The organism is Pseudonocardia sp. Ae150A_Ps1, from assembly GCF_001932315.1.
In the GTDB taxonomy this organism is placed as follows: Bacteria; Actinomycetota; Actinomycetes; order Mycobacteriales; family Pseudonocardiaceae; genus Pseudonocardia.
The window spans coordinates 2363846-2386961 of sequence record NZ_MCIJ01000001.1; the positions used below are offsets into that span (position 1 = coordinate 2363846).

At 73.7% G+C, this 23116-nt stretch carries 18 protein-coding genes; 7 read left to right on the forward strand and 11 right to left on the reverse strand.

Annotated features, from left to right (window positions below; genetic code table 11):
• Window positions 1-152 precede the first annotated feature (152 nt).
• The 3 genes from Ae150APs1_RS10835 to Ae150APs1_RS10845 all read left to right on the forward strand — a co-directional run bounded on the left by Ae150APs1_RS10835 (window position 153) and on the right by Ae150APs1_RS10845 (window position 6485).
• The gene (locus Ae150APs1_RS10835; RefSeq protein WP_249266553.1) at window positions 153-1520 is read left to right on the forward strand and encodes an NAD(P)/FAD-dependent oxidoreductase; all 1368 of its coding nucleotides are present in this window, start codon (window positions 153-155) and stop codon (window positions 1518-1520) included.
• A gap of 154 nt (window positions 1521-1674) precedes the next feature.
• Window positions 1675-2454 carry a hypothetical protein gene (locus Ae150APs1_RS10840; protein WP_010225849.1) on the forward strand — a complete coding sequence of 260 codons (780 nt, stop codon included), beginning with the start codon at window positions 1675-1677 and terminating at the stop codon, window positions 2452-2454.
• Between the two features lie 146 nt (window positions 2455-2600).
• Window positions 2601-6485: a multifunctional oxoglutarate decarboxylase/oxoglutarate dehydrogenase thiamine pyrophosphate-binding subunit/dihydrolipoyllysine-residue succinyltransferase subunit gene (locus tag Ae150APs1_RS10845; protein WP_010225848.1), complete on the forward strand. Its 3885-nt coding sequence runs from the start codon at window positions 2601-2603 to the stop codon at window positions 6483-6485.
• Window positions 6486-6686: 201 nt separating this feature from the next.
• Here Ae150APs1_RS10845 and Ae150APs1_RS10850 read toward each other — a convergent pair whose 3' ends face one another.
• Complete coding sequence (locus tag Ae150APs1_RS10850; protein ID WP_075301969.1) at window positions 6687-7427, reverse strand: ABC transporter permease; 741 nt, start codon at window positions 7425-7427, stop codon at window positions 6687-6689.
• A 28-nt stretch (window positions 7428-7455) separates the two neighbouring features.
• On the opposite strand from Ae150APs1_RS10850, the gene Ae150APs1_RS31985 reads away from it, so the two are divergent.
• Window positions 7456-7632, forward strand: coding sequence for a DUF6104 family protein (locus Ae150APs1_RS31985; RefSeq protein ID WP_010225846.1), 177 nt, complete (start codon window positions 7456-7458; stop codon window positions 7630-7632).
• A 23-nt stretch (window positions 7633-7655) separates the two neighbouring features.
• Here the strand turns inward: Ae150APs1_RS31985 and Ae150APs1_RS10855 are convergent, their stop codons facing one another.
• A complete protein-coding gene (locus tag Ae150APs1_RS10855) occupies window positions 7656-8531 on the reverse strand; it encodes an SDR family NAD(P)-dependent oxidoreductase (protein ID WP_212567200.1) in 876 nt (291 codons plus the stop codon).
• Window positions 8532-8617: 86 nt separating this feature from the next.
• On the opposite strand from Ae150APs1_RS10855, the gene Ae150APs1_RS10860 reads away from it, so the two are divergent.
• Both Ae150APs1_RS10860 and Ae150APs1_RS10865 read left to right on the forward strand, forming a co-directional pair.
• The gene (locus Ae150APs1_RS10860; RefSeq protein WP_075297335.1) at window positions 8618-9181 is read left to right on the forward strand and encodes a TetR/AcrR family transcriptional regulator; all 564 of its coding nucleotides are present in this window, start codon (window positions 8618-8620) and stop codon (window positions 9179-9181) included.
• Between the two features lie 106 nt (window positions 9182-9287).
• On the forward strand, window positions 9288-10730 hold the full coding sequence (locus Ae150APs1_RS10865) for an SLC13 family permease (RefSeq protein ID WP_075297336.1): 1443 nt from the start codon (window positions 9288-9290) through the stop codon (window positions 10728-10730).
• Window positions 10731-10765: 35 nt separating this feature from the next.
• Here Ae150APs1_RS10865 and Ae150APs1_RS10870 read toward each other — a convergent pair whose 3' ends face one another.
• The 3 genes from Ae150APs1_RS10870 to Ae150APs1_RS10880 are packed head-to-tail and all read right to left on the reverse strand — an operon-like array spanning window position 10766 to window position 14178.
• The gene (locus tag Ae150APs1_RS10870; RefSeq protein WP_010225837.1) at window positions 10766-11128 is read right to left on the reverse strand and encodes a hypothetical protein; all 363 of its coding nucleotides are present in this window, start codon (window positions 11126-11128) and stop codon (window positions 10766-10768) included.
• Window positions 11125-13899, reverse strand: coding sequence for an FtsK/SpoIIIE domain-containing protein (locus tag Ae150APs1_RS10875; protein ID WP_075297337.1), 2775 nt, complete (start codon window positions 13897-13899; stop codon window positions 11125-11127). Before Ae150APs1_RS10875 ends, Ae150APs1_RS10870 begins: the two co-directional genes overlap by 4 nt.
• A gap of 18 nt (window positions 13900-13917) precedes the next feature.
• On the reverse strand, window positions 13918-14178 hold the full coding sequence (locus Ae150APs1_RS10880; protein WP_075297338.1) for a hypothetical protein: 261 nt from the start codon (window positions 14176-14178) through the stop codon (window positions 13918-13920).
• A gap of 262 nt (window positions 14179-14440) precedes the next feature.
• Here Ae150APs1_RS10880 and Ae150APs1_RS10885 point away from each other — a divergent pair, with 262 nt between their 5' ends.
• Complete coding sequence (locus Ae150APs1_RS10885) at window positions 14441-15811, forward strand: Nramp family divalent metal transporter (protein WP_075301971.1); 1371 nt, start codon at window positions 14441-14443, stop codon at window positions 15809-15811.
• Between the two features lie 83 nt (window positions 15812-15894).
• Here the strand turns inward: Ae150APs1_RS10885 and Ae150APs1_RS10890 are convergent, their stop codons facing one another.
• The 6 genes from Ae150APs1_RS10890 to Ae150APs1_RS10915 all read right to left on the reverse strand — a co-directional run bounded on the left by Ae150APs1_RS10890 (window position 15895) and on the right by Ae150APs1_RS10915 (window position 22891).
• On the reverse strand, window positions 15895-16683 hold the full coding sequence (locus Ae150APs1_RS10890; protein ID WP_075297339.1) for an MOSC N-terminal beta barrel domain-containing protein: 789 nt from the start codon (window positions 16681-16683) through the stop codon (window positions 15895-15897).
• A complete protein-coding gene (locus Ae150APs1_RS10895; RefSeq protein WP_075297340.1) occupies window positions 16680-17585 on the reverse strand; it encodes an ABC transporter substrate-binding protein in 906 nt (301 codons plus the stop codon). The genes Ae150APs1_RS10890 and Ae150APs1_RS10895 overlap by 4 nt, the downstream gene beginning before the upstream one ends.
• The gene (locus tag Ae150APs1_RS10900) at window positions 17582-18313 is read right to left on the reverse strand and encodes an ABC transporter permease subunit (protein WP_170918072.1); all 732 of its coding nucleotides are present in this window, start codon (window positions 18311-18313) and stop codon (window positions 17582-17584) included. Before Ae150APs1_RS10900 ends, Ae150APs1_RS10895 begins: the two co-directional genes overlap by 4 nt.
• Complete coding sequence (locus tag Ae150APs1_RS10905) at window positions 18310-18960, reverse strand: ABC transporter permease (RefSeq protein ID WP_060574941.1); 651 nt, start codon at window positions 18958-18960, stop codon at window positions 18310-18312. Before Ae150APs1_RS10905 ends, Ae150APs1_RS10900 begins: the two co-directional genes overlap by 4 nt.
• A 10-nt stretch (window positions 18961-18970) precedes the next feature.
• The gene (locus tag Ae150APs1_RS10910; RefSeq protein ID WP_075297342.1) at window positions 18971-20050 is read right to left on the reverse strand and encodes an ATP-binding cassette domain-containing protein; all 1080 of its coding nucleotides are present in this window, start codon (window positions 20048-20050) and stop codon (window positions 18971-18973) included.
• Between the two features lie 138 nt (window positions 20051-20188).
• A complete protein-coding gene (locus Ae150APs1_RS10915) occupies window positions 20189-22891 on the reverse strand; it encodes a bifunctional diguanylate cyclase/phosphodiesterase (RefSeq protein WP_083680062.1) in 2703 nt (900 codons plus the stop codon).
• Window positions 22892-23116 lie beyond the last annotated feature (225 nt).

A 23116-nucleotide genomic window follows, 5' to 3' on the forward strand; every position in this document is an offset into this window, starting at 1 on the left:
CTGGAACAGGCCGGTGGCGTCGGCGGGACCTGGTACTGGAACCGGTACCGGGGGCGCGGTGCGACTCGGAGAGCTACTACTACTGCTACTCGTTCGACCGCGAGCTCGAGCAGGAGTGGACCTGGACCGAGCGGTACCCGCGGCAGCCGGAGATCAAAGCCTACCTCGACCACGTCGCGGACCGGTTCGACCTGCGCCGCGACATCCGGTTCTCGACGACGGTCACCGGCGCCCGCGCGGATGCCGACGGGCGCGGCTGGACCGTCTCGGTGCAGGAGGGCACCGACCTGCACTGCCGGTTCCTGGTCACCGCGGTCGGCTGCCTGTCCGCGGCGAACGTCCCGGACCTGCCGGGGCTGGAGACGTTCGCCGGGCGCTGGTTCCACACCGGGCGGTGGCCGCACGAGGGCGTCGACGTGACGGGGCGGCAGGTCGGCGTCGTCGGCACCGGGTCGACCGGGATCCAGGCGATCCCGGTGCTGGCGCGGGAGGCGGCGCACCTGACCGTCCTGCAGCGCACCCCGAACTACTCGGTCCCGGCCCGCAACGGCCCCCTGTCCGAGGCCGAGTCGCGCTCCTACAAGGCGGACTACGCGGACATCCGCGCCGTGCAGGCCGCCTCGGCGAACGGGCACCCGTTCGTCGTCAACCCGCAGTCGGCCCTGGAGGTGGACGCGGCCGAGCGGGACGGCGTCTACCGGGCCGCGTGGGAGCGCGGCGGCCTGCGCTTCCGGGCCAGCTACCGCGACCTGCTCGCCGACGAGGAGGCGAACGAGACCGCATCGGAGTTCGTGCGGGACCGGATCCGGGAGATCGTGCGCGACCCGGAGACCGCGGCCCGGCTCCTGCCGCACGACCACGGGTTCGCCACCAAGCGCCCGCCGATCGACACCGGCTACTTCGAGACGTACAACCGCGACGACGTGACGCTCGTCGACGTCCGGGCCGACCCGGTCGAGGCCGTCGTCCCGGAGGGTCTGCGGCTGCGCTCGGGCGCCGTGCACGAGCTCGACGACATCGTGTTCGCCACCGGTTTCGACGCGCTCACCGGCCCGCTGCTGCGGCTCGACCCGACCGGCCCGGACGGCACGTCGCTGCGCAGCGCCTGGTGGGACGGCCCGCGGACCTACCTGGGCCTGGCGGTCTCCGGCTTCCCCAACCTGTTCACGATCACCGGGCCGTTCAGCCCGTCGGTGCTGACCAACATGCCGAGCTCGATCGAGCAGCACGTCGACTGGATCGCCGGGTGCCTGGCCCACCTGCGCGCCACCGGCGCCGACCGGATCGAGGCCGACCCCGGCGCCGAGCAGGCGTGGGGCGAGCACAACCGGGAGGCGGCCGACGCGACGCTGCTGCCCCGCGCCGCCACCTCCTGGTACCTGGGGGCGAACGTCCCCGGGAAGCCGAGCGTGTTCATGCCCTACGCCGGCGGGTTCGCCCGCTACGCCGGCACGTGCGCCGACGTCGCCCGGGACGGCTACCGCGGGTTCCGGCTGGGACACCGCCGTGCCGTCGCGTGAGACGTCCGTCCGGCACCGTCCGTCACTGCGCCGTTCGGCCCAGTGACGGGGGGCCGCGTCACGGCCGGTATCCGATGCGTACAGAATGTGTGAGGTCGTCCACGGTCACCGCGCACGGGGCAGCCCCCCGAGCACGACGAGGAGGAGCACCGACTTGCTGGAGCTGGCCATCCGGACCTCCGACGAGCCGATCTCCCCGGGGCAGTACCGGCACACGGCCACGCACGCCTGGTGGATGGGCACCTGGTTCGCCGGTGACGAGGTCTGCGTGCACTTCTCCGAGCACCTCCTCCAGCAGTGGACGCCGGTCGACCCCGGTGCGGACTGGCTGCTCGACCGCGAGCTGACCGGGCAGGTGCGCTGGCTGTCCGGGGACGGGGCCCGCGCCGTCGACGAGGGGTTCCGGATCGCCGACCAGTGGCCGACCGGCCGGTTCCGCGCCCCGCACGGCGACTTCTACGCCGAGCTGCACGGCCACCTGCCGGCCGCCCGGCCCGGCTCGTGGTCGAACCCGACGGCCCAGTTCCTGGCCACACTGCCGGTCGAGCCCGAGGCGATGCTGCAGCGGCTGATCGAGGAGAGCCCGCCCGGCCGCGGCTACACCGGCCCGTTCCAGAGCGCGGTCGACGCGCTGCGCACCTGCCGGGTCCCGGCCGCGCAGCGGGCCGTGCTCTACACCGCGTTGCGCCTGCTGCCCGCGGTCGAGCTCGGCGAGGCCGCGAACCTCGACGGCGACCTCCACCCGACCCTCGTGCACGACGACGGCCCGGTCCGCTCCGAGCTGTTCGTCTCCCCCGTCGACGGCCAGTACGCCGGCGAGCGCGACACCGTCCGCCGCCCGGCCCGCGTCGGCCCGCCGGTCGGCACCGTCGTCGCCGAGACGACCGTCGAGACCTCCGTGGTCGACGTCCTGGGGTCACCTCCCGGCTTCTGAATCGTGTCGTGTACCGGTCCGGTCCCTGATGATCACGGGACGGTCACGGAATGGGACCCGGCACACTGCCACCGCTCGCGCGGAGGGGACTAACCTGGTACCCGGTCGCGACAAATCGAGCAGCTGAACAAGGCGGTTGACGCAGAGTGTCATCGAGCAGTACCTCCCATCCGGCGGGCGACTTCGGTCCCAACGAGTGGCTCGTCGAGGAGATGTACCAGCGCTTCCAGGAGGACCCGTCGGCCGTGGACCCGGCCTGGCACGAGTTCTTCGCCGACTACGGCGGCGGGGACGGTGAGAAGCGCCCCGCGTCCGGTGAGACGGCCGACACGGGCGGCGCCACCGGATCCGCGGCCAACGGGTCCGCCCCGTCGGCGAGCTCCGGCGGGGTGACCCGCGGATCGGCCACCGAGGACGACGAGGGGTCCGACACCTCGTCGGCGCCGACCCAGAAGGCCGTCAGGAACGGCGGCCGGGCGAGCGGACGGTCGTCCGGCTCGTCGCGGGACGTCCCGCCGCCGGTCACGCCCAAGGCCGAGGCCCCGCCCGCCGACGAGAAGCTCCGCACCGGCAGCGCGCCCTCCACGAACGGCGCCGCGAAGCCGGCGGCCGGGAGCACGTCGAAGGCGGCCAGGCCGGCACAGGACGGGGGTGGAGCGACCACCACCCCGCTGCGCGGTGCCGCGAACGCCATCGCCAAGAACATGACCGCGTCGCTGGAGCTGCCGACCGCGACGAGTGTCCGTGCGGTCCCGGCCAAGCTGCTGGCCGACAACCGCATCGTCATCAACAACCACCTGAAGCGGACCCGCGGCGGGAAGCTCTCGTTCACGCACCTGATCGGCTACGCGCTGGTCAAGGCGCTGGCCGACTTCCCGAACATGAACCGGCACTTCGCCGAGACCGACGGCAAGGCCGCGGTCGCCACCCCCGAGCACGTCAACCTCGGCCTGGCCATGGACATGCCGGGCAAGGACGGCAGCCGCTCGCTGATCGTCGTGTCGATCAAGGGCTGCGAGAACATGTCGTTCGCCCAGTTCTGGGCGGCGTACGAGGGCATGGTCCGCAAGGCCCGTGACGGCAAGCTCACCGCCGAGGACTTCTCCGGCACCACGATCAGCCTGACCAACCCGGGCACCCTGGGCACCAACCACTCGGTGCCGCGGCTGACGGTCGGCCAGGGCGCGATCATCGGTGTGGGCGCGATGGAGTACCCGGCCGCGTTCCAGGGCGCGTCCGAGGAGCGGATGGCCGAGCTCGGCATCAGCAAGATCATCACGCTGACGTCGACCTACGACCACCGGATCATCCAGGGCGCCGAGTCCGGCGACTTCCTGCGCCGGGTGCACCACCTGCTGCTGGGCGAGAACAACTTCTACGACGACGTCTTCGCCTCCCTGCGGGTGCCCTACGAGCCGATCCGCTGGGTGCAGGACTTCCCCGAGGGCGAGGTCGACAAGACCGCCCGCGTCCTCGAGCTGATCGAGTCCTACCGGACCCGTGGCCACCTGATGGCCGACACGGACCCGCTGAACTACCGCCAGCGCCGGCACCCGGACCTCGACGTCCTGTCCCACGGGCTGACCCTCTGGGACCTCGACCGCGACTTCGCGGTCGGCGGGTTCGGCGGCCAGAGCCACATGAAGCTGCGCGACGTGCTCGGCCTGCTGCGCGCGTCGTACTGCCGGACCATCGGCACCGAGTACATGCACATCGCCGATCCGGAGCAGCGCAAGTGGCTCGAGGAGCGGATCGAGGTCCCGCACCAGAAGCCGGACCAGAGCGAGCAGAAGTACATCCTCTCGCGGCTGAACGCCGCCGAGGCGTTCGAGACGTTCCTGCAGACCAAGTACGTCGGGCAGAAGCGCTTCTCGCTGGAGGGCGGCGAGACCGTCATCCCGCTGCTCGACGCCGTGCTGGACAAGGCCGCCGAGCGCGAGCTCGACGAGGTCGTCGTCGGCATGCCGCACCGCGGCCGGCTGAACGTGCTGGCCAACATCGTCGGCAAGCCGATCAGCCAGATCTTCCGCGAGTTCGAGGGCAACCTCGACCCGGGCCAGGCGCACGGCTCCGGCGACGTCAAGTACCACCTGGGCGCCGAGGGCAAGTACTTCCGGATGTTCGGCGACGGCGAGACCACCGTCTCGCTGACCGCGAACCCCTCGCACCTGGAGGCCGTGGACCCGGTGCTCGAGGGCATCGTCCGCGCCAAGCAGGACCTGCTCGACAAGGGCGACGGCGGCTTTACCGTGCTGCCCGTCCTCATGCACGGCGACGCCGCGTTCGCCGGCCAGGGCGTCGTGGCCGAGACGCTGAACCTGGCGCTGCTGCGCGGCTACCGCACCGGCGGCACCGTGCACGTCGTCGTCAACAACCAGGTCGGCTTCACCACCGCGCCGGAGCACTCGCGCTCCTCGCAGTACTGCACCGACGTCGCGAAGATGATCGGCGCGCCGGTCTTCCACGTGAACGGCGACGACCCGGAGGCCTGCGTCTGGGTCGCCAAGCTGGCGGTCGAGTACCGCGAGCGCTGGAACAACGACGTCGTGATCGACATGATCTGCTACCGGCGCCGGGGCCACAACGAGGGCGACGACCCCTCGATGACCCAGCCGTCGATGTACGACGTGATCGACGCCAAGCGCAGCGTCCGGAAGATCTACACCGAGTCGCTGATCGGCCGGGGCGACATCACGATGGAGGAGGCCGAGCAGGCCCTCAAGGACTTCTCCAACCAGCTGGAGCACGTCTTCAACGAGGTGCGCGAGCTCGAGAAGACCCCGCCGGTGATCTCGCCGTCGATCGAGCAGGAGCAGCAGGTCCCGTCCGACCTGGACACCTCGATCCCGCTGGAGATCGTCCACCGGATCGGCGACGTCCACGAGACGCTGCCCGAGGGCTTCGCCGTGCACAAGCGGGTCGAGCCGGTCCTCAAGAAGCGCTACACCATGTCCCGCGAGGGCAACGTGGACTGGGCGTTCGCCGAGCTGCTCGCCATGGGCTCGCTGGCGATCGACGGCCGGCTGGTCCGGCTGTCCGGCCAGGACTCGCGGCGCGGCACCTTCGTGCAGCGCCACTCGGTGCTGATCGACCGCAAGACCGGTGCCGAGTACTTCCCGCTGCGCAACCTCGCCGAGGGCCAGGGCCGCTTCCTGCCCTACGACTCGGCGCTCTCCGAGTTCGCCGCCGTCGGGTTCGAGTACGGCTACTCGGTGGCCAACTCGGACGCGCTGGTGATGTGGGAGGGCCAGTTCGGCGACTTCGTCAACGGCGCCCAGTCGATCATCGACGAGTTCATCTCGTCCGGTGAGGCGAAGTGGGGCCAGCTGTCGGACGTCGCACTGCTGCTGCCGCACGGCCTCGAGGGCCAGGGCCCCGACCACAGCTCGGGCCGCATCGAGCGGTTCCTGCAGCTGTGCGCCGAGGGCTCGATGACGGTCGCGCTGCCCTCCGAACCGGCGAACTACTTCCACCTCCTGCGCCAGCACACCCTCGACGGGGTGCGCCGGCCGCTGGTGGTCTTCACGCCGAAGTGGATGCTGCGGGCCAAGCAGGTCGTCAGCCCGCTGTCGGACTTCACCGAGGGCCGGTTCCGCCCGGTGATCGACGACCCGGAGCACCGGGCCACGACGGGCCCGGTGTCGGGCGTCGACCGGGTGCTGTTCTGCAGCGGCAAGATCTACTGGGAGCTCGCCGCGGCGAAGGAGAAGCGCCGCAAGAACGGCGACACCTCGGTCGACGGCACCGCGCTGGTCCGCGTCGAGCAGCTCTACCCGATGCCGACCGAGCAGATCGCCGAGATCCTCGAGCGGTACCCGGACGCGCAGAGCGTGCGCTGGGTCCAGGAGGAGCCCGCCAACCAGGGCTCGTGGCCGTACTACGGCCTGGAGCTGCCCCAGAAGCTCCCACAGCTGCAGGGCCGCTTCACCCGGGTGTCCCGGCGGCGGATGGCGGCCCCGGCCGCGGGCTCGTCGAAGGTGCACGAGGTCGAGCAGGCCGAGCTGATCGACAAGGCGTTCGCGAAGTCCTGATCGCCTGAGCAGTCCCGGACGGCCGGGCGCGGGTCCTCCGCGCCCGGCCGTTCCGTCGTTCCGGGCTTCCCGCACCCGCCGGTCCCGTCCCGCGCCGAGATGCAGCTCAGCGCGAATCGTCGATCACAGGACGACGCTGGACCTCATCTCGACGGGGTTCGGTCGCGCACGATCGGTCCGGGCGGCGTGGTGCGGTGCGTGTCAGGGGCGGTGCAGGTGTCCTCGGGCCACCAGCTCCACGACGACCGTCGCCGCGATCGTCTCGGCCGCCAGCAGGCCCGCCAGCACCAGGAGCTGGGCGGCCGCGGCCTGCACCGGATCACCGCTGCCCAGCAGAACCCCGACGAACGCGCCCGGCAGCGTCACCAGCCCGACCGTGCGGGTCTGGTCCAGCGCGGGCACGAGTGCCCGGCCCGCCGACGGCCGGACGACGAGCAGCGCCGCGTCCCGCGGGAGCAGGCCCAGGGCCAGTGCCGCCTCGTGCTCGCCCTGGCGGGTCCCCAGCTCGTCGAGCGCCCGGCGGCCCGCCAGCGACGTCGCCGTCATCGCCCCGCCGATCACGATCCCGGCGACCGGGACGACGGCGATACCGGTGAAGGGCACCGCCCCGCTGGTCAGCACGACGACCAGCACCGGCGTCACACCGGCGACGATCGCCGTCCCGGCCACCCCCCACCCGCGAGCCCCGGTGATCCGCCGGCCCGACGTCCAGGACGCGACGACGACCATCAGCAGGACGAACGCGGCCGTCCCCCACCACGTCCGGACCAGGGCGAGCAGCACCAGGGCGACCAGCGCGAGCTGCGCGACGGCACGGGCCACCGCGGTCGCCGACGACCACGCCGTCCCGGTACCCCCGATCGTCGCGGCGGCCGCGGCCAGCGCCACGAGCGCGAGCAGCGCGATCACCAGCGGCGATCCGACCACCACACCCGAACCCATCGGCACCCCCGTGACTAGCCTGTGCCCTGTGTACTTCACCGACCGCGGCATCGAGGAGCTCGTCGACCGGCGTGGCGACGAGCAGGTCAGCGTCGAGTGGCTCGCCGACCGGCTGCGGGCCTTCGTCGACCTGAACCCGCAGTTCGAGACGGCCGTCGAGCGCCTGTCGAGCTTCCTCGCGCGCGACGACGCCGACGACGACTGACCCGGGTCCGGCCCGGGACGTGGTCAGACCGCGGGGGCGCGGACGGGGAACGGGACGCCGGTGAGCTCCTCGGACCGCTCCCACAGCCTGCGGGCGAGCTCGACGTCGTCGGCGGGCGCGCGCAGGGCCTGCACCTCGGAGCGGCCGCCGTGCCGGTCGGGGCCGATGATGCCCGCGGCGGGCACGCGGCCCACCACACCCTCCACCAGCGCCGCCGCGCCCGCGTCGACGGAGTTGCCGACCCACCGCGTGAGCAGCCCGAGAACCGCGCGGACCGGCGCCGGATGGCCGTCCTGCATCGGCGTGCTCGCCATGCCGGGATGCACCAGCACGCTGGCGACCGGTGATCCCGCGGCGGCCGTGCGGCGGCCGAGCTCGACGGCGAACAGGGCGTTGGCCAACTTCGAGTCGTTGTAGGAGCGCAGCATCGCCGCCCGCCCACGGTAGGTGAGGTCCTCCGGGATCCGGCCCCGGCGGTAGAGGCTGGACGAGACGGTGACCACGCGCGGTGCCGCCGCCCGTTCCATCCGCGGGAACAACAGGGCGGCGAGCGCGAAGTGCCCCAGGTGGTTGGTGGCGAACCCGCGCTCCACCCCCAGCGGCCCGACGACGCGCTGCATCGACCCCAGCCCCGCGTTGGCGAGCAGGACGTCGACCTCGTCGGTAGCCTCGGCGAACGCGCGCACCGACGCCGGGTCGAACAGGTCCAGCGCCCGGACGGTGAGCCGGGCGCCGGGCTGCTCGGCGACGATCTCGTCCCGGACCCTGGTGGCCTTGGCCGTGTCCCGCGCCGCCATCACCACGTGGGCGCCCCGCCCGGCGAGCACGCGCGTGGCGGCCGCGCCGAACCCGGAGCCCGCCCCGGTGACCACGACGGTGCGTCCCTGCTGGTCGTTCATGTGAGTCCTCTTCCCGAAACTGAACGGATAAGTCATCCGGTTCCGACAGTAGCAGAAGTGGATGAGTCATCCGATACGATGACGGGGTGCCCCGCGCCGACGCCGCCCGCAACCGCGACCGCGCCCTGGACACCGGACGCCTGCTGCTGGCCTCCGGCGACGACACCCTCGCCCTCAACGACGTCGCCAAGCAGGCCGGCCTGGGGGTCGCCACGGTCTACCGCCACTTCCCGACCCGGCGGGCCCTGCTGGAGGCCCTCATGGACGGCCGGCTGGACGAGCTGGTCGCCGAGGCGGAGGCCGCCGCCGGGGAGCCGGACGCCGCGACGGGCCTGGCCCGGCTCGCCCGCGCCGTGCTGGTGCGGCAGCTGGGGGTGACGGGGTTCGCCGAGGTGTTCGCCACGACCGACGACGAGCGGGAAGAGACGAGCGGGCGCAAGGCCCGCGTGCTGCTCCTCGCCGATCGCGTGCTGGCCCGGGCGGTGCGCGAGGGTGCGACGCCGGCCGGGACCACCGCCATGGACGTCCAGCGACTGCTGTGCGGGGTGGCCTACGCCGCCCGGCTCGACCCCGTGGATCCCTCCGCCCGCGCGGAGGACTACTTGGACCTTCTCCTCGCGGGCCTGCGGGCGCGGGCCGCGACGGTGTAGGGCAGCGGGACCACAAGGACCACTACGAGAGCTGTGTCCGCAAGCGTGGCCCCGGCCGTCGTCGAACCTAGCGTTCCTCTCTGCCACCACAGGAGGAGGAGCGTCGATGCTCATCGTTCTCGGGTCCGCGATGATCGCGGTCTTCATGTACCCGATCCTGTCCAAGCGGCTCGCGCCGATCCTGGCACTGGTACTGGTCCCGCTGACGTTCGCGCTGGTCACCGTCGGCACCGGAGTCGCCGAAGCAGGTGACGAGGGCGTCGTCGACTCGATCATGACGGCGATCTCGGACTTCGCACCGACCGCCGTGCTGCTGTTCTTCGCGATCATCTTCTTCGGCACGATGATCGACGTCGGGCTGTTCGACCCGCTCATCCGGTTCGTGCTGCGCACGGTGAACAACGACCCCGTCCGGCTGGTCGTACTCACCGCGGTGCTGGCGGGTGTCGTCTCGCTCGACGGCGACGGTTCGACGACGTTCATCATCACCGTCTCGGCGTTGCTGCCGATCTACCTGCGGCTCGGCCTGAGCCCGGTCGTGCTGACGGTCGTCGCGAACCTGGCGAACGGCGTGCTCAACATCCTGCCCTGGGGTGGTCCGACCGTCCGCGCCGCGACGGTGCTGGGCGTCTCGCCCTCGGAGCTGTTCAACCCGATGGTGCCGGGCATGGTCCTGGGCATCCTCACCGTGCTCGTGCTCGCCTGGTTCCTGGGCCGCTCGGAGCGCAAGCGGCTGCTGGCGTCGGGCCGCACGCTGGACGTCGTGGCCGAGACCATGGCCCCCGCGCGGGAGCCGGCGCTCGCGGGTGTCGGCGGTGGCACGGGAACCGCGCGCCCGGCGTCCGGTGACGGCGCGACCGGCGACGGCGCGACCGGCGGTGACGCGACCGGCGGTACGGGCGACATCCTCGACCCGGACCGGCCGACCCTGCGCCCGAAGCTGATCTGGTTCAACCTCGCCCTGACGGTCGCGCTCCTGGTCCTGCTGGGCATGGACGTGCTGCCGCTGGCGCTGGTGTTCGTCGTGGCCACCGCGATCGCGCTGGTCGTCAACTTCCCGAGGCCCGAGGACCAGCTCAAGGCGGTGACGTCGCACTCCGCGTCGATCGTCGCCGTCGTCGCGATGGTGTTCGCGGCGGCCGTGCTGGTCGGAGCGCTGTCCGGCACCGGCATGGTGACGGCGATGGCGAACGGGATCGTCGCGGCGGTGCCACCGTCGATCGGCAGCTGGTTCGCGGTGATCACCGGGGTGCTGAGCATGCCGCTGACGTTCTTCCTCACCAACGACGCGTTCTACTTCGGCATCCTGCCGATCCTCACCGAGGCCGCCGGGCACTACGGCATCGAGCCGGTGGAGATGGCCCGCGCGTCGATCATCGGCCAGCCGGTGCACATGACGAGCCCGCTGGTCCCGGCGCTGCTGCTGCTCGTGTCGCTGGCGAAGGTGAACCTCGCCGACCACCACCGGAAGGTGATCTGGCGGGCGGCGGTCTGCTCGCTGGTGATGCTGGCGACCGCGCTGGTGCTCGGCGTCGTCCCGGTCGGCTGACCGCGCAGGAGACCACCCCCGCGGCGCGCCCGGACTCAGTCCGTGGCGCGCCGCAGCCGGAACAGGCGCCGGTCCCCCGACGCGCGGAGCGCCCCGAGCGCCTCGTCGGCCTCGAGCTCGAGTTCGGCGTGCCGGGCCGGGTCGGCCCGGTGGTCGGCCCGCGGCCGGGGCTTGCCCGGCTCCTCCGCCGACCACAGCACCTGCAGCGCCGCCTCCCAGCGCAGCTCGTACATCCCGCGGGCGAGGGTCAGGGTGTCGGCGGCCGCGCGCAGCTCCCGTTCGGTGCCGCGCAGCTCGCGGCGCAGCTCGGCGGCCCGTTCCGCGTCCCGCTCTCGCAGGTCGACGACCGCCCCGGCCAGCCGGGACACCACCTCGCGGTAGCGCTCCGGAGCGCTCATCCGCCACCTCCACGGTCGGTCAGGATCACCAGCTGCGGGCGCGAGTGCCGGGCCCGGTCGAGGAACAGCGCCCGCCCCGGCGACGGCATCCAGTCCAGCGGCTGGCCGCCGAGCAGCGGGACCAGGTCGGCGCCCTGCACGCCCGTCGCCACCCACGCACCGAGATCGTCGATCGCGGCCCCGGGCGGCGCGAGGAGCGTCTTCAGCCGCTGCGCGCCCTGCCACCAGCCCAGCACGTGCACGCCGACACCGGGCCCGTGCCGCAGTACGGCCCGCAGGTCCTCGGTCCCGGTCCGGTCCAGCATCGCCTCGGCGACGTCCGCGCCGAAGAGCACCACAGCCAGCGGCGGGTGGCCTGCCCCGGCGCCGGTCCGGTCGCGGACGGTCGCCGCGAGCGACCGCACCCGCTCCGCGAACCCGTCCGCGGCGACCTTCTCGACGTCCGCGCGGAGCCGGCCGGCGAGCTCGTCCGCGGCCGGGCCCGCATCGGCGGCCAGCGGGACGAGCACGACCCGGGCGTCGTCGCCGGGCAGGGCGGCGAGGTAGGACTCCACCGCCGCGCACAGCAGCGGGACGGCGGCCCGCGCGTCCGGCCCGATCACCCCGAGGTTGCGTCCCGGGCCGTCGGCGAGCCCGGCCGCGGCGGGGCTGCCGTGCACGTCGACGAACTGCCCGACCAGTGCGCGGGGGACGCCGTCGTCGGGCAGCCTGGCAGCGAGCGCGTCGTGCGCGGGGGCGCGCGCCCCGTCGAAGACGACCGGGTCCGGCTCGTCGGGGAACGTCTCGAACGCGGTGCGCTGCACCTCGCGCAGCAACGGCGCACCGGCCTCGGGCACCCGCACCACCCGGTTGCCGTGCTCGACGCCGGAGTCGTGGTTCACCACCGCGTGCCAACGGGGGATCTCCAGCGCGGCCTCGTTGTCCTGGGCCAGGATCCGCCGGGCGCGGGGCAGGGCGATCCGCAGCACGAACTGCTCGAAGATCGCCGACCGGCCCCACAGGGCGTCGATCCCGGAGATGTCCTGGCTGGCCAGCACCAGGTGCACGCCCTGCGACCGGCCGCGCCGGGCGACGTCCTCGAGCAGCGCGGTGGCCTCGGCGCTCACCGCGTCGCGCCCGGTGAACAGGAACTGGAACTCGTCGACGACGGCGACGATCCGAGGCAGCCGGGCCTCCGGGCCCGTGATCCCGCGGTCGGCGAGCTCGTCGCGGAGCTCGGAGAGCTTCGTCGCGCCGTGACGCCGCGCCGCCTCGGCCCGGGACCGCATGACCTCGGAGAGGTGGCGCAGCAGCGCCAGCCCGAACTCCCGGTCGGTGTTGATGTTGACGCCGATCAGCCTGGCCTGCGGCAGCCGGTCCGGCCGGTGCCCGTCCGGGTCCGGTGCGAACTGGGTGAAGGAGACGCCCTCCTTGAAGTCGAGCAGGTACAGCTCGACCTCGTCCGGGCCGTAGCGGGCGGCCAGACCGGAGATCCAGGCCAGCAGCAGGTTCGTCTTGCCCGACCCGCTGGGCCCGCCGACCAGGGCGTGCGGCGAGTGGTCGTCGAGGACCAGCTCGGACGGCATCCCGTCGGAGAAGCCGATCTCGGTGACCAGCCCCTGGTGCGAGCGGTCCCGCCCGCGGTCCGGGCCGGCCGGGAGCAGGTCGGCGAACGCGCCGAGCCGGCCGCGCCACTCCTCGTGCGCCGCCGCGATCGCCGTACAGATCTTCGTGACGTCGTCGGGGGGCACCGGGGCGTCCGGCTCGACGAGCACGTGCGGGCCGGTCAGCGACGTCCGGACGGGGACGGCGATCGACACGTCGTCGGGATCGGTGCCGGGCGGGTCGCCGAAGTCGACCGCCTCCACCGGGCGGCGCAGCCCGACCGGCACGTCGAGCAGCACGAGCACCACCCCGGCCGCGATCCCGCCGCGGGCGACCCGCTGCAGCTGGCGCAGCTCGGCCTCGGGCAGCTCCCGGCCGTTGCCGACCAGGACCGCGACCATCCACGACTCGGGGCGCTTGCCCGTCTCGCCCGCCAGCTCGGCCAGCGACGAGCAACCCGCCGCGAGCACCCGGGTCTGCACCCGGCGGATCCGGTCGGCGAGCTGCGACAGCAGCGACTCCAGCCGGGTGGGGTCGTGCACCGTCAGCAGGCCGGTGCGGGTCAGCGGGTAGAGACCGGGCAGCGCCCCGGCGAGCTGGCCGACGTCCCACACGTGCACGTTGACGACGCCGGGCCGGTAGTGGCGCAGCAGCCGCAGGACCAGCTGCTCGACCATGGACTCGGCCCGCTCACGGGTCCGCGGCGACGACACGACCTGCAGGTGCGCGCCGTCGAGCAGCGGGACGGCGACCCGGAACGGGGTGCCGCCCTCGACCGAGCCGGTGCCCAGCGCCCACATCTCCGGCACGCCGTCGACGGCCTCGGCGCGGCCCGCGACGGCCTTCCACTCGGACGGGTCGTCACCGGCGGCACCGGGTGCGGCCCCGGCGACGATGTCCGACAGCGCCTGCGGCGAGTCGTCCTGCCAGCCGTCGAAGGCGTGCGCGCGGTCCTCCGCGACCCGGGCGACGACGCCGGCGAGCCGCGGGTTGGCCAGCACCGGCACGAGCCCCGGGTCGTGCTGGGCGGCGTCGTGCCCGGTCTCCCGCAGCCACAGCTCCGCCATCGCCTCCGCGTGCGCCGCGGCCGCCCGGTCCCGCCGGACCTCGGCGGCACCGAGTGCGGCGGAGGCGGCGGAGTGGAAGCTCTGGAACGCGGTCCGGATCCGTTCGCGGCGGCGGGCCATCGGGGCGGGCGCCGGGCCTCAGAGCCGGGCGGCGACGTCGGCGGCGGACTGCATGGCGACGTGCAGGGCCTGCTCCACCTCGTCGATCTTCTCGGAGGCGGCGGCGAACCGGGCGCGGGCGTCGTCGGCGTCACCCTGGGCGGTGCCGTAGATGTTCTGGGAGAAGGCCGAGCCTGCCTCCTCGATGGCCTGCCGGGCGTGGCGCAGGGCGCCCAGGCTCTCGGTGGCCTGCTGGTTGGCCCGCCCGATCCCGGCCCGGATCTCGTCGATGTTCGCCATGCCGCCCTCCGTGCGTGCGTACGTGGCGTGCCGGGGTGCCCGGACGCCGCGCAGAATCTATCGGCAGGTGGTCGTCACCATGGTGAGCCGCGCGGTGACCCCGCGCAACGCTCGCCGAACGTGACCGTCACCGCCACGAGCGGCACGAACCGGACAGTCGTGACCCGATCGCGCTGGAATGACGCCCCCGGCTGGCCTAGCGTGCACCCGGTCGGCCGACCCCGGCCGTTCCGACCCCGGCGTCGCGATTCGGAGTGTGACGATGGCCTCCCCCGGTCCGCAGACCGACTTCCTCGAACCGCCGACCGGCGCGAAGAAGATCCGCTCGATCGGTCCGGGCCTCGTCGCCGCCGCGACCGGGGTCGGGGCCGGCGACCTGGTGGCCACGATGGTCGCCGGCGCCAGCTTCGGGACCGTCCTGCTGTGGGCCGCGGTCGTCGGCACGCTGGTCAAGCTCGCCCTCGGCGAGGCCGTCGGGCGCTGGCACCTCGCCTCCGGCGCGACGATGCTCGACGGCTGGCGACGGCTGGGGCGCTGGGCGACGGTCTTCTTCGGCGTCTACATCGTGGTGTGGGGCTTCGTCTACGGCGCCACCGCGATGTCCGCGGTGGGCCTGCCGCTGAACGCGCTGTTCGACGGCCTGTCCGTGCGCTGGTGGGGCACCATCGCCGGTCTCGCCGGGCTGGTGCTCGTCTGGTTCCAGCGCTACGCGCTGTTCGAGAAGATCATGACCGTCCTCGTGGCGGTGATGTTCGTGTCCGTCATCGGGATCGCGGTCCTGGTCGGCCCCGACCTCGGTGCGCTGGCGTCCGGCCTCGTCCCGCGACTGCCCGAGGGCTCGACCGTGTACGTGCTCGGCCTCATCGGAGGTGTGGGCGGCACGATCACGATGTCGAGCTACGGCTACTGGCTCTACGCCAAGGGCTGGAAGGGCCCGCGCTGGCTGTCGATGATGCGGCTCGACAACGCGGTCGGCTACGTGCTGACCGGGCTGTTCGTGATCGCGATGCTGGTGATCGGCGCGACCATCCTGCTCGGCACCGAGATCACCGAGAGCGACCGCGGGCTGCTGGTGCTCGGCGACCGGCTGGGTGAGCTCTACGGCGAGGGTGTGCGGATCCTCTTCCTCATCGGCTTCCTGTCGGCGTCCGTGACGTCGCTGCTCGGGGTGTGGAACGGCGTCTCGCTGCTGTTCACCGACTGGACGCGGGCGATCCGGCTCCCGCACGGGAAGGCCGCAGCGATCGGCACCGCCGCGGACGGCCCCACCGTCGTGGTGCCGGGCGAGGATCCGGCCGGGGACGACGAGCGCGGAGCGGGCCCGGGGCGCCCCGGTGCCTACGAGGCGGCGGCGGCCGAACGCTCCTGGGCGTTCCGTGGGTACCTGCTCTGGCTGACGATCCCGCCGATGGCACTGTTGTTCCTGGACCGGCCGTTCGCGCTGACCCTGGTCTACGGCGTGCTGGGCTCGTTCTTCATGCCGTTCCTGGCGGTCACCCTGCTCCTGCTGCTGAACACGAAGCTGGTACCGAAGGAGGGCCGCAACGGCTGGCTCTCCGACGGCGTCCTGGGCATCTCGTCGGTCCTGTTCCTGATCCTGCTGATCACCGACGTCCAGTCCCGGCTGTTCTAGCCCCTCCGCTCACCGGATCCGTCCGCGCGCACCCGATCCGGTGAGCGTCCCCGGGTCCGGTGAGCGTCCCGGGCGGGCACAGGTCAGGTGACGGTGACGGGGTCGCCGGTGCGGAGGGGACCGCGGATTTCTACGCGGGCGTAGATGCCGGCGCACGGCAGCACGCCGAACCCCTCGACCCGGTTCCGCTCGGCCGGGCCGCGCAGGGCCTCCGGGGCACGCGGCCGGTCACCGTGCTCCAGGGTCGGGACCGAGCAGCGCGGCGTCGGCAGGGTCGGGACCAGGGTCACCGCACCGAGCGTGATCCGGCGGCCGAGCCAGTCGTTCTCCACGAACGCCGGCGTCCCGTCCGGCGTCGCGACGACGACGTTGGGCCGGTAGCGCAGCGCCTCCACCCCGAGCGCGCCGAGGGTCGCGGTGGTGATCAGGTGCACCGGCGAGTGGTCGACGAACCGGCCGCCGGGCGTGCCCTGGGCGATCTCCAGCAGCGGGGCGTCGACGTCGGCGTCGAGGCCGGCGGCCAGCACGTCCTCGGGGTCCGGCCGCTCGACGACGGCGCCGTCGTCCCGGCGGACGCTCATCCGCACCGGGCGGCCGAGCAGCTCGGACAGTGCGTCGCCCGCGTCACCGGCGGGCAGGGTGCAGCCGTCGGGCAGGGTGACCCGCACCGCTGCCCCGGATCCCGCGGAGCGGCACCGCAGCAGTGCCCGCCAGTGCCGGGGCTGCTTCGCCGTCGCCACCCGGCCGTGCTCGGTGTCGAGTAGCGCCAGCGCGCGGTCCCCGACGACGCCGTGCCCGTCGAGGTCCAGCGCACCGAGGTCCTCGCCGAGCATCGACTTCACCGGGTAGCGGTGCGGCGAGAGGACCTTCACGCTCCGCTCCCCAGCAGCTGCTTGCGCTCGAGCCAGTCGGCCGCGACGGTGCGCAGCGCCGGCTTCTCCGGCCCGGCGGCCTCGGTGTTCATCGCCAGCAGCTCCTCGGTGGACAGCGCCGCGGAGATCCGGTCCAGCACCGCGCGGACCTGCGGCGACGCCTTGCGCTCCGCGACGACCGGCACCACGTTCTGCGCGGCGAAGTTCTCCTTCGGGTCCGCGAGCGGGACGAAGTCGTTCTGCGGCAGCGCCGGGTCGGTCGTGAACAGGTTCGCGGCCTGCACGTCGTCGCCCTCGAGCGCCGCGACGGTCAGCGGGCCGCCGGAGTCCAGCGACCGGTACTGACCGAACGCGCAGCCGTAGTTCTTGGCCAGGCCGGGGATGCCGTCCGGCCGGGTCCGGAACTCGGGCCCGCCGCCGAAGGTCATCTGCGGGCAGTGCGGGGCCAGGTCGGCCACCGTGCGCAGATTCAGCCGGGTCGCGGTCTCCCGGGTGACGACAACGGCGTCCTTGTTCTCCGCCTCCGACATCCGGCCCAGCACCAGCCCGGGCGGCAGGACCCGGCCGAGCTCGGCGTAGACCTCGTCCGGCTCGACCGCGGTCGCCTCCTCGTCCAGGTAGGTCATCAGCGCGCCGGAGTAGTCCGGGATCAGGTCGACCGACCCGTCCTGCAGAGCAGGGAAGTACGCCTCCCGGGACCCGATCGCGACCGGGTCCTCGACCTGCACACCGGCGTCGCGCAGGGCCAGCGCGTACACCTCGGCGAGCAGCTGGGACTCGGTGAAGTTCCCGGAGCCGATCGCCACCACGTCGGGGGCGGTGTCGGAGCCTGCGAGCGGGTCGCCGCCGCACCCGGTCAGCACGAACACGGCGACCGTCAGCAGGGTCACGAGCTTCTTCACGCCGCACTCGCCTCCGTGTCCCGTCCGCCGCGCAGCACGCGCAGCCCCCCGCGGCCGGACGGCGCGGGCGCGGCCGCCCCGGCCCGCAGGCCGGGCGAGACGATCAGACGTTGCAGCCCGCCCAGCACCAGGTCGGCGACGACCGCGAGCAACGCGACCAACACCGAACCGCCGATCATCGCGCCGAAGTCGCGCTGCCCGAGGCCGTCGAGGATGAACCGGCCCAGCCCGCCGATGCCGACGTAGGCGGCGACGGTCGCGGTGGACACGACCTGCAGCGTCGCGCTGCGGACCCCGCCGACGATCAGCGGGAGCGCGTTCGGCAGCTCCACCTTCCACAGCCCCTCGGGCCCGCGCATGCCGACCCCCCGCGCGGCGTCCACCACGGCGGGATCGACGTTGCGCACACCGGAGTACGCGCCGGCCAGCAGCGGCGGCACGGCCATGATCACCAGCGCGATCAGCGGGCCGAGCAGGCCGAGTCCGACCAGGAGGAACAGCAGTACCAGCAGCCCGAGCGTCGGGAGCGCGCGGAGCGCGTTCGCCAGGCCGACGACGACCACGCCGCCGCGTCCGGTGTGGCCGATCCAGGCGCCCAGGGGCAGTGCGATCGCCATCGCGACCAGCATCGTCAGGGCCGTGTAGCCGAGGTGCTCGGCGAGCCGGACGAGGATCCCCTCGGGTCCCGTCCAGTTCGCGCCGTCGAAGAGCCAGCCGAGGTAGGTCATGCCGCGGCCCCCGTCCGCGCCCGCTCCCACGGTGTGAGGAGCCGGCCGATCAGTACCAGGAGGAGGTCGACCACCAGTGCCAGCAGCAGCACCAGCACGATGCCGGCGATCGTCTGCTGCGGGATCTCCCGCTGGAAGCCCTCGGTGAACATCTTGCCGAGCCCGCCGAAACCGATCACCGACCCGACGGTGACCATGCTGATCGTGCTGACCGCCGCGACGCGCAGCCCAGCGACGATCACCGGGACGGCCATCGGCAGCTCGACCGCGAGGAACCGGCGGACCGGCCGGTAACCCATCGCCGTCGCCGAGTCGACGATCCGCGCCGGGACCGCGGACAGCGCGTCGGCGACGGTACGGACCAGCAGCGCGAGCACGTAGACCGTCAGCGCGATGACCACGTTCACCGGGTCGAGGATCCGGGTGCCGAGGATCGGCGGCAGGAACACGAACAGCGCCAGCGACGGCAGCGTGTAGAGGAAGCCCGCGGCGTTGAGGGTGAGCGTGCGGCCCCACGAGCGGCGGTTGGCCAGCCACCCCAGCGGGATCGCGAGCAGCAGCCCGACCAGCACCGGGACCAGCGCGAACACGAGGTGCTGGCCGGTCAGCTCCAGCACGAGGTCGGAGTTGCGGAAGACCCAGTCCATCGCCGGGCCCCTACGCGGCGGAGTCGTCGCGGGCCGCGGGCAGCGCCGCCAGCACGTCGTCGGCGGTCACCGACCCGGCGACGCGACCGTCGGCGTCCACCGCGACGCCCTGCCCCGACGGCGACGACAGCGCCGCGTCCAGCGCGCCGCGCAGCGACCCCGACCCGACGGCGTAGAGCGAGCCGCCCGGGACCACCAGGTCCTCGGTGACGACGCCGTCGCCCGCCCTGGCCCAGCCGAGTGGGCGGGCCGTGGTGTCGACGACGAGTGCCCAGCCGTCGTCGGGCAGGGGGTCGCCGACCGAGAGCACCGGCAGCGGCCCGATCGGGATCGCGTTCGAGGTCAGGAAGCCGAGCCCGCGGTAGCCGCGGTCCCGCCCGACGAAGGTGTCGACGAAGTCGTCGACCGGGCGGGAGAGCAGCACACCCGGCTCGTCGTACTGGGCGAGGCGCCCGCCGACCCGGAACACCGCCACGCGGTCGCCGAGCTTGATCGCCTCGTCGATGTCGTGAGTGACGAACACGATCGTCTTGCCGAGCTCGGACTGCAGCCGCAACAGCTCGTCCTGCAGGCTCTCCCGGACCACCGGGTCGACCGCGGAGAACGGCTCGTCCATCAGCAGCACCGGCGGGTCCGCGGCGAGCGCGCGCGCCACACCGACGCGCTGCTGCTGGCCGCCGGACAGCTGCGCCGGGTAGCGGCGCGCCATCGCGGTGTCGAGGCCGACCGTCTCCATCAGCTCCATCGCCCGGTCCCGCGCGGCCTTGCGGCCGTTGCCGAGCAGCATCGGCACGGTGGCGATGTTGTCGACGACGGTGCGGTGCGGGAACAGCCCGGCCTGCTGGATCACGTAGCCGATGCCCCGGCGCAGCTCGGCGGGGTCCGCGGACAGGACGTCCTGACCGTCCACCCGCAACTCGCCCGAGCTCGGCTCGACCATTCTGTTGATCATGCGGAGAGAGGTCGTCTTCCCGCAGCCGGACGGACCCACAAACACCGTGATCCGTCCCTGCTCCGCGACGAGGTCGAGCTCGTCGACCGCGACCGCCCCGTCCGGGAAGCGTTTCGTGACGCCCCGGAACTCGATCATCGCCGGTTCCCCCTGCCCTCGGCGTGCGGCCGAGGGGCCGCATGGTCGGAGAACACTAACCCGGTCGTGGACGACCGGCGACCCGGCCGGCCGCCGTGCGGGCACGTGTCCGGACCGGACGGCTCCGGGCCGGTCCGGTCACCAGGCGCCGGGGGTGCCTCCGGGCGGCGTCGCGGTCGTCGCCGGGGTGGGGAGGCCGCCGCCGCGCAGCACCCGGTGCAGGTCGTCCGGCCGCAGGGAGCGGGCGAACAACCAGCCCTGGAACGCGTTGACCCCGAGCCCGCGCAGCACGTGGAACTGCTCGGCGGTCTCCACGCCCTCCGCGACGGTGGCACGGCCCATCGCCCGGGCGACCTCGACCACCGCCCGGGCCAGGGCGAAGTCCGCCGGGTCGGTGCCGACCCCGGTGACGAACGCGCGGTCCACCTTCACCGTCTGCGCCGGGAGCTCCTTGAGCCGGGCCAGCGAGGAGTAGCCGGTGCCGAAGTCGTCGACGGCGAACCGGACCCCGCGCCGGACGAGCTCGCTCATCGCGTCCAGCGCCGGGCGCGGCAGCGCGACCAGGCTGGTCTCGACGAGCTCGAGCACCAGCTGGTCCCAGCCCAGCCCGGCACCGTCGACGATCGCGCTGACCTCCTCCAGGAAGTCCGGGTCGGCCGGCAGCAGGCCGGCCAGGTTGACCGCGACGGCGATCGACCGGCCGTGCCGCGGCCAGGTCGCCGCCTCGGCGGCCGCCGTCCGCAGCACCCACAGGTCGAGATCCCGCTGCAGACCACCCCGCTGGGCGACCGGCAAGAACTCGCCCGGGGAGACCTCGCCGTGCACCGGGTGCGACCAGCGCAGCAGCGCCTCGGCGGAGAGCACGGTGCCGTCCGGGCCGACGACCGGCTGGTACTCCAGGCGCAGCTCGTCGGACTCGATCGCGGCGCGCAGCTCCGCCTCCAGCTCCAGCTGACGCTGGGCGGGACCGACGGTGCCGCGGTCCGCGACCACGACGGTGCCACGGCCGCGCTTCTTGGCCTGCTGCACGGCGACCTCGGCCGAGCGGAGCAGGTCGTCGCCCCGCGGGGCACGTGGCCCCTCGGGCACGGCGTCGCGGGTCGCGACACCGACCGAGGCGCTCAGCGTCACCGGGCGCCCGGCCACGGTGACGGAGCCGCGGAGCAGGTCGGCGACCGTGCCGGCCAGCGTGGCCGCGCCGCCGACGTCGTCGGTGTCCGCGCAGACGACGGCGAACTCGTCCGCGGACAGCCGGGCCGCGGTGCACAGCGGCGGCAGCTCGCGCTGCAGCCTGCCCGCCAGCTCGGTGAGCAGGGTGTCGCCGGCGTCGTGACCGAGGCCGGTGTTGACCCGGGCGAAGTCGTCGACGTCCCCGCAGACGACCGCGACCCGGTCGGCGCCCGGCCCGGACAGGAGGCGGTCGGCCAGCTCGAGCAGCCCGGCACGGTTGGGCAGCCGGGTGAGCGGGTCGACGGTGTTCGCCTCGCGGAGCACGTCCGCGGCGCGCCGGCGCTCGCCGACGTCGGTGACGACGAGCAGCCAGAACGGGCGGCCGTCGTCGGACGGGGCGGCGTTGACGACGACCTCGCAGTCGACCCGGGTGCCGTCGGCCCGCAGCAGCGGCAGCGACTCGATCCGGTACGTCGGCTCGGGGTGCGACGGGTCGCGCAGCCAGTCCGGCAGACCGCCGCGGTCGCCGCGCTGCGGCTCCGCGGACAGCGCCCGCGCCGGGACACCGCGCAGGGTCTCCAGGTCGGCGTCGAGCAGCCGGCACAGCGCGGGGTTGGCGTCGACGATCCGGCCGCGGCCGTCGAGCATCGCGACGCCGGTGGTGATCGTGGCGACCAGGTCGGCGAACCGCTGCCCGGAGCGCTGCGCGCGGGACTCGGCACGGCGGCGGTCGGAGACGTCCTGCACGGTCCCGATCAGCCGCAGCGGCGCGCCGCCGGGGGTGCGGTCGATCCGGGTGCGGCAGGACAGCACCGCGCCGCCCTCCGGCCGGATCTCCGACGAGTGCGAGGCGTGCGCCGCCGACGACGACTCCTCCGGGCCGCGGCGCAGCATCCGGCAGACCCGCTCGACCTGCTCGCCCTCGATCGGGCCGTCCGGGCCGTCCGGGCGGACGCCCAGCACCCGGTAGAGCTCGACCAGGCCCTCGCTGCGGGTCAGCGTCCCGGCCTGCAGGTCGAAGGTCCAGGTGCCGGAGCGGGTGGCCCGCTCCAGGTCCAGCGCGGGGGCCTCGTCGGACGCCGCGGGCGCCGCGTCCGGGAACGCGGTGAGCAGCACGACGGTGTGGTCCCCCGGGTGCGGCCAGCGGACGACCTTCACCCGGGCCAGCCGGCGGTCGGCGCGGACCAGCCGGGCGTCGGAGTCGGGGCCGACGAGCAGCTGCGGGAGCTTCATGCCCGTCGGGTCGGCCGACCCCGCGAGCCTGCGGAGCGCGGCGTTGGTGTGGAGCACGGTGCCTGCGGCGTCGCAGAGCAGGGCGGGCGAGGGCGGGAGCGCCGGGAGCTGCGGGAGTTCGTCGGCCGCCGGGCGCGGCACCGGCGACGGCGCACGGTCGGCCCGGGCCTCGGGTGCGCCGGGCACCGGGGCGGCACCGGTCATCGGGGCAGCACCGTCGAACACGTCCGCGGCGTTCCCGGCGGTGGGCGCGTACAGCGCCTCCGCGAGCGGCTCGCCCTCGGCGGGACGCGGCGACGGCGCCGGCCGCGGCCGTGACGCCGCGGTGCCTCCGGGCCCGGCGAACGCCCGAGCGAGGTCACCGGCGATACCGGTGGGCCGGTCCACGTCGCGGCGTGGGTCCCCGGCAGCACCGCCCATCGGCTCGTCGTCGTACACGCCACGGGGCGTACCCCCCGGACGGTGTCCCGTCCGTGGATCCAGCTCGGCCACGCCCGCCTCCGTTCTGCTCGGCAGCTCCACCGTGGACAACGAGCCACCGGGCCGGGCGATCCGCCCCCGTAGCCCGATCGAGGCATCCTGCACAGCGGGTAATGGGGCCGTTCGGCGCAATTGCGCTCCTCCGGGCCATATTCACCGTGAGTGGTACGCCCGTCCCTCAGG